Source organism: Acinetobacter sp. CAU_H_29a_1 (assembly GCF_058599505.1).
The window spans coordinates 2519866-2532195 of record NZ_CM178655.1; the positions used below are offsets into that span (position 1 = coordinate 2519866).

The following is a 12330-nucleotide window of genomic DNA, read 5'->3' on the forward strand; positions in this document are numbered from 1 at the left end:
TTTTGAAACTATATGTCTAACAGCGGCTACCCGCAGTGCCCGAACAGTTATAGCTAAAGATTTTTAGATTTCCATCCAGATGTAAGTTTCCGTGAACATTTAAGCCCATAAAACCTTGTTCCTGACCTTTATCAAAAGTGGGTACAGTTTTACTCGTACCATAACTGTTATACGTTGAGGTATTGAAATATCCATTTTCACCACTTTCTACTGAAAGGCTGGCAAAACCTAAGTTTCTAATTTTAAGGGGTTTATCATCGAAAAACTTTAACATCATCGCAGTTTGTGGCTTACCTTCTTTATTCAGAATTGTGGTACCTTCCAGCGAAAATTTATCAATTTGCATGGTGCCTTGGAACTGCTTGAAAACCAGCCATTTTCGTTGCCCATTTTCCTTATGATTATTTGGAGAAATAGCGATACGACACAGTTCTAATAAAGCGCAATCTTGATTTGCACGCATTTGATAATAGGCTTCAGTGACAATAGCTCGCCCATTTGCATCTACACCATTGATCCTAGAGATCGTATTTAAACTCATATCATTGGCATATTGGTGGTTGATCGATAGGGTTAAGCTCAAATCTGCACCGCCCTGTCCAGTCACACCGACCAGTTCCTTATTATCCAAATCTACCAAACCCGCTTGAGACAACATGGATACCGACATCAACATGGTTACACATAATTTTTTCATCATGTCAGTATCCTATAACCCTGTGGTCTTAATTTTTAAGTGTTGGATCAATACACCATCTATAGCAACTGACCCTAAATTTACAGGAACTGCTGTTCCAATCCCGCGGAATACCACACCAGTTGACTGTGTTGCCGTATTGGCTTTAAGCGTATTGGTGGTCGGATCTCGTGTCACGCTACCAATCGAAATACTGCTATGTGTTGCGTTATTTCCTTGGTATTGAATCGCAGTACTCCCTGCCCCCGTTTGAACAAAATTCGAACCACAATAGGCCACATTACATGTTGATCCTTTATAGTCAGCATTGTTTCCACCCTGTACATCTGGGTAGTAGGTATAAATCTGCTTATAAATCTCAGGCACATTCGGAATACGCGTGACTTCGAGAATAATATTGCGTCCTTCCGAACCTACAACAAAAGGCTGATACATATTACCCAAGACCAAGTTAATATTTGGGCTGTATAAATAAAGTCCCTCGCTGGCATCAAAAATTGGAGCCAATGAACGATCTAGTGCAGGTGTGACTGCCGTACCGTCGTTGGTCGCAGCTGTGCTCAGACGAAGGACTTTAGCATTCAATAGCGCTTTATTTGCGTCATCGTTGGCATAGACCAATCCAGATGGATCATCATTGGTATTGATCCGAAGTAAGGCTGCCATCCCAAAGGTTTTATTTTGCTGGTCTAAGGTAGATGCTTGAGTTTGAAACATACGCACCTGTGAGCCATTTAAACTCAACCCATTGGCAACGGCCTGTAAACGTATTCTTTGATTTAAATTTAAATCAAGATCTGCTGCCGCGTTGGTTGTTGTTGGCGCACCAGTGATAGGGTCCACTTTATTTTGAGAATTCCAGCTACGCGAAAAAGCATCCAACCATAGACCTAATTTAATAGGACTTACGCACTATTATTTATAGATTCTCTGTGGTAGCAGATGATTTTTATCGAGAATAAAGTCATCAATGAAGTTTTTGATAACTGGTCTAAATAATTTCTTCTGCCAACGATATACATTTTCAAAGATCCGCTCAAACTGGTTCTTTTGTATCTCGACGTAGGCCATCAAGGCTGAAAAAATATGATTCAAAATCAGTTTAGATCGTCTTACTTGAAACTTTTCAATATGACAAACCTGTTTAATCACCCGGTGATATTGCTCTATTTTCCAATGACTTGAATGTAATTCATGAAAACCCTCAAAGGACAATAAATCATCTTCATCTTGATGCACAATATAAAACCTCTGCTGTTCTTTTAACTGAGTCTTAAATAATTGTACAAAGCCAAAATCTTTGAGCCAGACCACTTGACCCTGATGGAAATTTGGCAATAAACGCAGTTGAAACCATTGTCCTTTTTCTGGGGAAACCTTACGGTTACAGTCGATACCAAACATAAATCGAATACCATATTTTCTTATGGTTTTTAGATTTCCAGTCGATGAATACCAACTATCACCTGTAATAAATTGAATCTTTGCACCCCAACTGAGTACTTCACTTAACATATCCATAAAGTAATCATTCTTGGTTTTACTTTCAGATTTGTCATAAATTCGGAAATTAATTGGAATATTTTGACCATTCTGATCTGTCGCATACAAGGTAATGAGATTAATACCCTTGACGGATCGGTGGTGTTTGCCTGACCAAAAATAGCTAACCAAGTCCATATGTTGACTATAGGGTTTATCTAAAACAGTATCATCAATACTGACTATAAGTTTATTATTATCAATATGTTGAATTGCTTCTTGATATAGGTCGTGAGGTGTGTAGTCTTCACGTTCTAGAAAGCGATTTACACTATCATGCGAGATGTTATAAGTCTCGGCAAGTTGTGTGCAGCTAATAGAGTTCGGTTCTGTCATGAGAAAGCCCATATAAATGGGTAATGTACAAGTTGCTGTAGAAGCATGTTTAATTCGTCTGATCACAGATACTTTATAAAGTATTTTAATACTTTTTTGAATCCGTCAATGCGTAAGTCCTATTTAATATTATTATCTGTGTCACTCGCTACAACCGTTGCTAAAGGCGCTTCCAGCCCTAGAAAACTTACATCTGAACTTGCATTCGACTGATGAAACTGTTTAATCCCCGTGGCTGTGCCAGCGCGAAATAACCAAGGGTTAACATCACTTCCCCATGTGAAGCCCTGATTACTGAAACGACTATTGGCATTATTATCAGACCGTGAAAGTGCGAAACCATAAATAAAGATGTCCCCTTTGGTTCGTTTCGCACTCAGATCATCAGCATCGGTATATTTGGAGTAGTTCTCACCCACAGGAATAATACGAATGAAACCCGTGTCGTATTGTTGTGGATTGGCCACGCCACGGTTGTAGCTAGAAGCCGTGGAGAGATCATTGGCCCCTTGGAACACCATCTTGAAGTTTTCAGGAAGTAAAGCAATGCCTTCACCCGTAGTATCCGCTAGATATTCATCGGAAAGTGACTCAAGGGCAAATGTAGACTGCGCAAGCATGAGTCCGACAAGACTAGCTAAACAGGATTTTTTCAATCCTTCGGGATATATACGATTCGTCATCTCGACCATCCTTATTATTCGATGCTCCGCATCTTTATGTACTGCATCCTTTGCTTGGCATTCTACTCTGCGCACTATAATTTTTATTTGCGTCAACCAAAGCACTCTAATTCACAATTGATTATGCTGAAACTCAGCACAAATGCAAAACCAACTGTCCGATAATATTTATTTTCCGATGAATGAATTGACATAAAAAAAGCGGATCAATGATCCGCTTTCTTAAATATCAACAACTTAGGTCTTCGGTAAAGTCACACCTGTTTGACCTTGGTACTTACCACCACGGTCTTTATACGATGTTTCACACACTTCGTCAGATTCGAAGAACAACATTTGTGCAACACCCTCACCTGCATAAATACGTGCAGGAAGATTAGTTGTATTCGAGAACTCTAAAGTAACATGACCTTCCCACTCAGGCTCAAGTGGTGTGACGTTTACGATAATACCGCAACGTGCATAGGTCGATTTACCCAAACACACAGTCAACACATTACGTGGAATACGGAAATACTCAACGGTACGTGCTAAAGCAAATGAGTTCGGCGGAATAATACAAACATCAGCTTCAATGTCGATAAAACTTTTATCATCAAAATTTTTTGGATCTACAATTGCCGAGTGAACATTGGTAAAAACTTTAAACTCACGCGCGCAACGGACATCATAACCATAGCTCGACACACCATAAGAAATGAGTTTTTGACCATTTTCATCTAAACGAACTTGGTTTTCTGCATACGGTTCGATCATGCCGTGTTTTTCGCTCATTTCGCGAATCCAACGATCGGACTTAATAGCCATTTATTCTTTCCAAAAAAGCTTAATTTCAATAATTGCGTTGTACTTTAACTGAAATCGCTTTCAATGAAAATAAGCGCGTTTAAGTTCGCAAAATTTCTGTCTTTAATTACTAAATTAAAAACTTAAAATCGCAGAATAGCTCAGCGGAATCGAAAAACTCATCAAAACCAGTGATGCTGTTTTTTGCAGGGTAGATTGGTTGAGCCAACGAATTTTATTGCTCGCTAAAATTGATCCGATAAAAGTCCAAAAGAAAGCAATTGGAACAATCAAAACCAAAAACAGCGACATATGTGACAGATAATAATCTAGTTTTGTCCACGCAATGGTTGGGAAAATGGCTGAAGCAAACAATAATGCTTTAGGGTTCAATAATGTTGCAAAAAACAGTTCACGTGCCCGAATAGTCGGTTGATTAAAACTCACTTCAGCATCGGCTGTACGCCATAATTTGATGGCCAAATAAATGATATAGCTTGCACTGAACAGTTTTAAAATAGTCGGCAATAAAGGCAAGTGTACGGACACTTTTCCAATAAGGAAGCCCCATGCCGTGATTGAAATGAGATAGCCAAAAGCTTCTGCTGGAATGAGACGCAAAGATTTACGAATACCGACTTGAATGCCCGAAGACGCAAGTAGGGTATTGGTTGGTCCTGGAGTTAAAAGAATGGTTATCACTAAACCAATAAAAAACCAAGTGACCATATTCACAGACCCACATATATATAACTATAAGCGTAATGACTTGCCATGCTGAAAGCAATCAAATTTAGTGAACCGTGATAACAGTTTTTTTAATTTTCATTCAATACTTAACATAAATAACGTCTCTGTACACGACAAATTTCACAGGGCCCTTGTCCTATCAGGCTTATTCTTTCTTAAAATTGCGAGCACTTTCTTAAATTCTTCTTTTTTTCCAAAACCAATCAAACGTAGAATAGCCATTTGAACATAGTCCAAACCGTAGCGAAATAAACTTACTGAAAGTCGTCCATGCTTCTTTATTTTTATCGCTTTTTTTCGATCATGTTGCCATTCACCTGTTAAATAGCACCAACAGAAACCGATAGCTAGCACTGCTATCAATTTCTTGACTCGTCTAGGGTCTGTTAAACGAGTATTTTCAAGATTGAATCCACGTCCTTTGAGACAACTAAATAACGTTTCGATTTCCCAGCGTAATGCATAATCACGAATAGCAGAAGCATTAAACATAGGAGAAACAACAAGTAAAAGTTCTCCATCTTCTAATCGTAGCGCACTAATATACAGTTTCACTCGACCAACCCAAATACGTCGTTTACGACATTCAGTTTGACCAACTTGAAGATGACGAAATAAATCACTAATTTTATGATTCTTGGCTAAGTGATTGGTCACAATAAAGTTTTTTTAACACGTATACAGAAGTTAATGTCATTTTCAATTAACCATGTAAACCATTTCTCACCGATAAATTCTCTGTCTGCAAACACATTCACAATACGATCTTTACCAAAAATGGAGATAAAGCGTTGAATCAAAGCAATACGCTCTTTTGTATCTGAATTTCCACGTTTATTGAGCAATGTCCAAACAATAGGTATCGCTATTCCACGATAGACGATGGCTAACATCAAGATATTGATATCTCGTTTTCCCCATTTCCAGTTGGTTCTATCCAAAGTTAATTGGACTTTATCGAATGAAAATATATAGAAAATTAACTGAGAAATTTGACGATAATCGAAATAATGATCTGCAAAGAAGCGTTGTATACGTCGATAAAATGATTGTGGTAAGCACTTGATGGGTAAGGCTTTAGATGCAGAAGAAAGATTACATGTCTGTTTTACAATTAATGCAAGCATAATCAGTGTAAAACATTTTACATGTGACTTGTTCCACTTTAGATATTTGTTTAAGATGAGATGTAACTCATTGAAATGTGTCATCATATTCGTCGTCAGAAAACAAGTATTATGCCATTATTTCAATGAGTTATCTTTTTTTGTCGTGTACAAAGAAATAACGTATAAGACCCTTACCCAATCTAGCATTCATAAAAATGACGCCACATGCTTTATTCTTTTTTCAAATCAATGATTTTATAAATCAAATAGACATGCCTAATGAAAAAAGACTATTCAAATGATTTTTAATCAGTTACTTTTTAAAACATGCGTATTTTTATTCATCAATCTGATCACGCTAAATCAAGGATAAAAGAGCCAAGTGAATGGCTTTGAAGATAATAAAACGAGGAAAAGTATATGAAAAAATGGACTCAACTCACGCTACTTTCAATTGCACTTGCAGGTCTAGGAGCATGCTCAAGTGACAATAAAACCACGACTTCAGGTGATGCTCAAACTGAAACCAGTGCACAAGCATCCGACAAACTCCAAACTAAATTTGTCAATATAGCGACAGGTGGTGCATCTGGGCCGTATAACGTGATTGGCACCAGTTTGGCTGAAATTTATAATAAAACCTACGGTGTAAATTCAAAAACCCAAACCACAGGCGCATCGGTAGAAAATCTTAACTTACTCAAACAGAAAAAAGTCGAAATGGCTTTTGTCATGAGTGACAGCTTAACCGAAGCACTGAATGGCACTGGCAGTTTTGCCAGTGGGAAAATTGATAATGTCCAACAAGTGGCAGCACTTTATCCCAACTATGTGCAAATTGTGGCGTCAAAAAAATCAGGCATTAAAAAGCTTGAAGACTTAAAAGGTAAACGCATTGCCGTCGGTGCACAAAACTCAGGGGTTGAAGTTAATGCGCGCACCCTCTTAAATGGTTTTGGTATTACTTACAATGACGTGAAGGTCGACTATCTAGGCTATGCAGAAGCCGCCGATGCTTTAAAGGGTGGAAAAATTGATGCTGCATTCTTAACCAGTGGTATCCCCAACTCATCCTTGATGGAACTGCAACAAGGTTTCGATTTACAACTGGTCGGGATCGATCCTGAGAAAGTGAAACAAATCGCCAAAAACCAAACCTATTTCCTATCTCTGAATATTCCGAAAGGCACTTATGGCAATGCAGAAGATATTCCAACTGCAGCCATTATGAATGCTTTAGTGGTCCGTTCCGATCTTTCTGAAGGTGATGTCTATAAACTGACCAAAACCTTCTTTGATAGTTTAGGACAGTTGGCCAACTCACATCAGGCAGCGACAGAAATTAATCTGGAAACGGCTCAAAAAGGCGTGGTTGCTCCGCTACACCCTGGGGCTAAGCGTTATTACGACGAACTCGCAGCGAAAAAATGAAGCTGAAAAAAAGTGCAGTGTTTACTGCACTTTTTCTACTCGGTTTATGCGGGCTGTTGTTCTTACCTGTTCGCTATAGCGAAGTAACTGTTGCTCAAATGCAGTGCCGAATTTCAACAGCACAATTTAGTTTGCAGTGGAAACATTCAGTTGAAAAAACCCGTTGGATTGAAAACTATCAACAGGAGCAACAGCACTTTATATTGCGCTACACCGACCTGATTTCTTTCGGTGCAGGCACACCGAATGACTACCCCATCATCTTTCAAAAAGACGGTATGGTCAGAATGAAAGTTAATCGGCGCATTGATCAAATCAACTGGATCATTTCCAGGAATATGCAAGGCAGTATCATCATTCACCAGAGCGTCTGGCCCATTTTTCAACAATATCCAGATTACACCTTGGTTCAAATTACAGCACAACAACAGCCCTTGTGGAAAGCATGGCAGATCGGAGAATGCCGATGACTCAAAATGAAGAAAAAGTTGCCCCTGAACAATTAGATGAGCAACAACAACAAGCCATTTTAGAAAAATTTGATCGTGAGTCAGTGACTCGTTCCCCAAGCAACAAATCTGTGGCATGGTTCATAGCGGCGATTGCTATTTTCTATTCCTTATTTCATTTATTTATTACCTTTAATCCACTACCCGAACTGATTCAACGCTCCGCCCATGTCGCTATTGGTTTAGTTTTGATCTTTCTACTTTATCCTGCGCGTCAGTCCAGTTCACGACAAAGCATCCCTTGGTTGGATTGGTTACTTGCCTTAGCCGCTTTAGCAACCTTTTTATACCTTTGGAAAGAATATCAAGCCATTATGACCACGCGTGGGGGTATTCCAAACACTTTAGATATTGTTTTTGCCATTTTAGCCGTGGTTCTGGTGGTTGAAGGTGCTCGGCGGGTCATGGGATGGATGCTGCCTATTTTAGGTTTAGTCTTTCTGTCTTACCCGTTTTTTAGCCACTATGACTGGGTCCCTGATCGTTTATTGACGCGTCCATATAGTATTAGTGATATTTTCGGGCAAATGTATTTAAAAACCGAAGGACTTTATTCTTCCGCAATCGGTGCTTCAGTCACTTTTATTTTCCTGTTTATTTTGTTTGGTGCTTTTCTGGCGAAATCAGGCATGGGCAAATTGTTTAATGATCTTGCGATGGCACTTGCGGGACATAAACAAGGTGGCCCTGCAAAAGTTGCTGTCATTTCCAGTGGATTTATGGGCAGTATTAATGGCACAGCAGTGGCCAATGTCGTAGGTACTGGTTCATTCACCATTCCCTTGATGAAAAAAATTGGCTACCACAAAAATTTTGCAGGTGCTGTTGAAGCCAGCGCTTCTGTAGGTGGACAAATTTTACCCCCGGTGATGGGAGCCAGTGCCTTCATTATGGCTGAAACCACGGGTGTCAGTTATGGCACCATTGCCCTTGCAGCCACTCTTCCGGCTTTACTCTACTATTTAGGTGTGATGGCGCAAGTCCATTTCCGTGCTGGTAAAGACAATTTAAAAGGCGTACCGAAAGCGGATTTGCCACGGGTTAAAGATGTCCTAAAAGAGCGAGGGCACTTACTTATTCCAATTGTGGCTTTGGTATTTTTCCTCTTTCAATCCATTCCTGTCAGTTATGCCGCGGTCTACACCATTGTCTTAACTGTGATTGTGGCGAGTTTCCGCAAATCGACCCGTATGGGCTTCAAAGAAATATTAGAAGCGCTCGCCGATGGTGCAAAACAATCCCTTTCGGTCATGGCAGCCTGTGCTGTGGTGGGGATTATTATTGGTGTAGTGAGCCTGACCAGCTTTGGCTCTGTCATGACCTCCTCAATTATGAGCATCGGTGCAGGCAGCCTATTTTTAACGCTGTTCTTTACCATGATTGCATCAATGATTTTAGGTATGGGACTTCCTTCGATTCCAGCCTATATCATTACCGCGACCATGGCTGCACCCGCTTTGGCAAACTTTGATATTCCCACACTGGTGGCGCATATGTTTGTGTTCTACTTTGGTCTGTTTGCCAATATTACGCCACCTGTCGCCTTAGCCGCGTTTGCAGGTGCGGGAATCGCAGGGGGTGATCCAATGCGCACAGGTTTCCAAGCCTTGAAACTTTCTTTGGCAGGTTTCATTGTCCCGTTCCTGTTCGTCTATAACCCTGCCATGCTGATGATTGATACGGCCAACGTCGCAGTCAATGCACGTGAGTTTGCCTTTCCTGCATGGACAACTATTGTGAGTATTGTCTTTACCTCAGTAGTCGGTATTTTGGCGCTGGGTGCAGCAGTTGAAGGTTACTTTAAAATTGGTTTGAATTGGTTCTGGCGGATTTTCTTAGGTGCAGGTGCTTTATGTATGATTATCCCTGAAACTGTGACTGATATTATCGGGATTGTGATGGTGGTGATTGCGATCAGCATTAATATTATGCAAGCCAAAAAACAAAATCAGTCCTATTCACTCTCCTAAAAAAGTAAAAAAAAGCCCAACTCAACAGGTTGGGCTTTTTTTATGGCTGATTTAGAAAATACGAGTCTGATCTTTTTCAGCCTGAGGCAGTGCGGCTGCAATTTTTTCAGCAATCTGCATATAGCTGTCTGCTGCACTGTCTTCCACTAAAACAGAAGGCTTACCCGCATCCGCATTTTCACGGATTTGTACATTTAAAGGCAAACGTCCCAACAGCGGAATATCATATTGCTCCGACAGTTGATCTCCACCGCCCGTACCAAAAATTTGCTCTTCAAATCCACAATTTGAGCAAATATGGGTCGACATATTTTCCACAACACCCATAACTGGAATATGTACGCGGTTAAATAACTCAATGCCTTTAGTCGCATCCATAAGTGCCACATTTTGCGGGGTGGTTACAATCACCGCACCTGTCACAGGAATACGCTGCGCAAGCGTCAACTGAATATCACCTGTGCCCGGTGGCATATCAATCATCAAGACATCTAAATCAGGCCATAAGGTTTGATTGAACAGTTGCATCAACGCCCCTGTCGCTTTCGGCCCACGCCAAGCCACAGGAGTATTATGATCACCTGTTAAATGCCCAATCGATAACACTGCCAAACCATAGGCATCTAAGGGTACAAAATTTTCCGCTTCAATCATCGGCGTTTTGCCCGCATTGCCCAACATGGTCGGAATACTTGGACCATAAATGTCCGCATCTAAGACCCCAACTTTTAAGCCGAGCTTTTGCAAAGCAAGTGCAAGGTTTACCGTAGTGGTGGATTTGCCCACGCCGCCCTTACCCGAGGACACCAAAATCACATTTTGAATACGCGGATGCTTCGGCACATCACGTTGTTGTGGCGCTGCTTTTTGAATGGGTGGATTGTTTGGATCAGTTTCAACGGGTTGTGCAGCAGCTTGGGCTGCTGAGCCTGAAGCATCAATCACTGGGGGTAAATTGCTTTTCGGTGCAGCCTCTTTTGCTTGGCTTGAACAGCTCTCACCTTCAGCATGCTGATGTCCACAGCCACCGGACTTTTCTTTATGTCCCGTTTTTTGTTGAATCACATGCATGTTTAATTCTTTGATACCGCATGCTTCAAGCGCAACCGCCAAATCATCATGAATCTTTTGTAAATCATCGGCTTCGGCAGGAAAAGTATTGATGGTAATTTGCAGAATATTGCCCTGCACATTCACTTGAGTAATGCGGTCTTTCAACGCATGGTTTGAATTGGGCAAGATATAGTTTTGCAGTACTGTTTGGATTTCTTCTTCCTTTACCTCCTGCGCAGGAGAAAAAACTGATTTAAGAGAAGAAAGCCACGACATATATGTACTCCAAATTCGAGTATTCAGCTGAATGCTATAGTTTAACCACAAAACGAACTTAGGTTAAGTTCAGTATTTATGGATTATGCCATGAAATTTAGTATTCCTAGCTTTTTAGTTGGTTTTATACGCTGAATATCAAAGGGCGAAGCTTAGTCGCTTAAGCTAACTGAAAAAATAAAATCGGTGAATTGGATCAAATTTGAACGTAAAGAATTGTAAATAAAATCCAATCTCCCCATTTAAGGTGATGTTATTGCATAGCAAAATATCTATATTCTATTGTTCTATCTTGACGCGATTTGGGGGAGAAAAAAATGAAACTTTGGGCCGTGGTTGTTTTAGCTTGCACCATATCTAGCTTTAGTTTTGCAGATACATCAACCAATTCATTTAAAACCCCTGCGGGTCAAACGGTGACTATCGGTGATCAAGTTCAAGACATGCAGAAAAAAATCGATTTATCGCCAATTTCTATGTCCTCTACCCCAATCAGCAGTGTGCCGAATAGCCCACTAGAGACGGTATATGTATATGAAATTGCAAACTATCGTTACACCATCCGCACCGTAAACAATCAAATTCAGAGCATCATGTGGTTTAACTTGGACGCAGACCCTGCACTCAGTACACAGTCTACGCCATAGTATTAGCGAACATTTAAGGCCAACATTCGCCATTTCAGACGGATTAAGCTTGGTCGTCTTTTTTAAACTTTTGCAGTGTTTCTGTGGCTTTCTTTTTCAACTCGTCAAACTTTTCAGTGGCTTGCACCTTAAATTCTTCCAGTTTAATTTCAGCCTCATGCTTTAACTCAGTGGCTTTAAGTTTTGCCTCATCCAGTTTATGCCCTGCTTCAACTTTAAAGTGATCCAATTTCTCCTGTGCGACTTGTTTCGCATGCTCGGCTTTGGCTTGTGCAGACTCCAACTTTTGCTCAAAAGCTGCATCGCCTTCGGCTTTACTTTCTGCTGCGTTCTGCTTTAAGTCAGTCAGCTGCTTTTCAGCATCAAGCTTGGCTTCAGTAGCCTGATGTTTGACATCTTCCAGCACTTTCTCGCCTTCAAGTTTTGCCGCTTGAGCTTTCAACTTCAAGTCTTCGCCCAACCCAGTCGCTTTGGTTTTTAAATCATCGAGTTTATTGTCATTCGTCATGTCACAGCCCTCTTTCGTATTTAAAATTTTGCT

Annotated in this window: 11 protein-coding genes and 2 pseudogenes; 4 read left to right on the forward strand and 9 right to left on the reverse strand. The window is 40.4% G+C overall.

Annotation, left to right across the window (positions count from 1 at the left end; translation table 11 throughout):
* Window positions 1-16 precede the first annotated feature (16 nt).
* The 7 genes and pseudogenes from AC4MDD_RS12575 to AC4MDD_RS12605 all read right to left on the reverse strand — a co-directional run bounded on the left by AC4MDD_RS12575 (window position 17) and on the right by AC4MDD_RS12605 (window position 6005).
* On the reverse strand, window positions 17-700 hold the full coding sequence (locus tag AC4MDD_RS12575) for a hypothetical protein (RefSeq protein ID WP_114837864.1): 684 nt from the start codon (window positions 698-700) through the stop codon (window positions 17-19).
* A 9-nt stretch (window positions 701-709) separates the two neighbouring features.
* A pseudogene (locus AC4MDD_RS12580) lies at window positions 710-1597 on the reverse strand (hypothetical protein); the annotation flags it as partial.
* Between the two features lie 15 nt (window positions 1598-1612).
* A complete protein-coding gene (locus AC4MDD_RS12585) occupies window positions 1613-2641 on the reverse strand; it encodes an IS701 family transposase (RefSeq protein ID WP_007116247.1) in 1029 nt (342 codons plus the stop codon).
* Between the two features lie 56 nt (window positions 2642-2697).
* Window positions 2698-3258: pseudogene (locus tag AC4MDD_RS12590) on the reverse strand (hypothetical protein); the annotation flags it as partial.
* Between the two features lie 237 nt (window positions 3259-3495).
* On the reverse strand, window positions 3496-4065 hold the full coding sequence (gene dcd, locus AC4MDD_RS12595) for a dCTP deaminase (protein WP_004694514.1): 570 nt from the start codon (window positions 4063-4065) through the stop codon (window positions 3496-3498).
* 114 nt (window positions 4066-4179) lie between these two features.
* Entirely contained in the window at window positions 4180-4773 is a 594-nt protein-coding gene (locus AC4MDD_RS12600) for a LysE family translocator (RefSeq protein ID WP_114837866.1), read from the reverse strand.
* Between the two features lie 141 nt (window positions 4774-4914).
* Window positions 4915-6005, reverse strand: a protein-coding gene (locus tag AC4MDD_RS12605) for an IS4-like element ISAba33 family transposase (RefSeq protein ID WP_491882620.1) whose coding sequence is annotated in 2 segments (ribosomal slippage) — window positions 4915-5465 and window positions 5465-6005 — 1092 coding nt in all. Because the reading frame shifts where the segments join, the coding sequence is not laid out codon by codon here.
* Window positions 6006-6323: 318 nt separating this feature from the next.
* Here AC4MDD_RS12605 and AC4MDD_RS12610 point away from each other — a divergent pair.
* The 3 genes from AC4MDD_RS12610 to AC4MDD_RS12620 are packed head-to-tail and all read left to right on the forward strand — an operon-like array spanning window position 6324 to window position 9813.
* Window positions 6324-7334, forward strand: coding sequence for a TAXI family TRAP transporter solute-binding subunit (locus AC4MDD_RS12610; RefSeq protein ID WP_114837855.1), 1011 nt, complete (start codon window positions 6324-6326; stop codon window positions 7332-7334).
* Window positions 7331-7804, forward strand: coding sequence for a DUF1850 domain-containing protein (locus tag AC4MDD_RS12615; RefSeq protein WP_114837856.1), 474 nt, complete (start codon window positions 7331-7333; stop codon window positions 7802-7804). Before AC4MDD_RS12610 ends, AC4MDD_RS12615 begins: the two co-directional genes overlap by 4 nt.
* On the forward strand, window positions 7801-9813 hold the full coding sequence (locus AC4MDD_RS12620; RefSeq protein ID WP_491881747.1) for a TRAP transporter permease: 2013 nt from the start codon (window positions 7801-7803) through the stop codon (window positions 9811-9813). The genes AC4MDD_RS12615 and AC4MDD_RS12620 overlap by 4 nt, the downstream gene beginning before the upstream one ends.
* Before the next feature lie 51 nt (window positions 9814-9864).
* On the opposite strand, the gene apbC is transcribed toward AC4MDD_RS12620, so the two are convergent.
* Window positions 9865-11142, reverse strand: a complete 1278-nt coding sequence (apbC, locus tag AC4MDD_RS12625) for an iron-sulfur cluster carrier protein ApbC (RefSeq protein ID WP_114837858.1) — start codon at window positions 11140-11142, stop codon at window positions 9865-9867.
* 317 nt (window positions 11143-11459) lie between these two features.
* Between apbC and AC4MDD_RS12630 the strand changes: the two genes are divergently transcribed.
* The gene (locus AC4MDD_RS12630; protein WP_058869148.1) at window positions 11460-11789 is read left to right on the forward strand and encodes a hypothetical protein; all 330 of its coding nucleotides are present in this window, start codon (window positions 11460-11462) and stop codon (window positions 11787-11789) included.
* Window positions 11790-11832: 43 nt separating this feature from the next.
* On the opposite strand, the gene AC4MDD_RS12635 is transcribed toward AC4MDD_RS12630, so the two are convergent.
* The gene (locus tag AC4MDD_RS12635; RefSeq protein WP_491881748.1) at window positions 11833-12297 is read right to left on the reverse strand and encodes a hypothetical protein; all 465 of its coding nucleotides are present in this window, start codon (window positions 12295-12297) and stop codon (window positions 11833-11835) included.
* Between the last annotated feature and the right edge of the window lie 33 nt (window positions 12298-12330).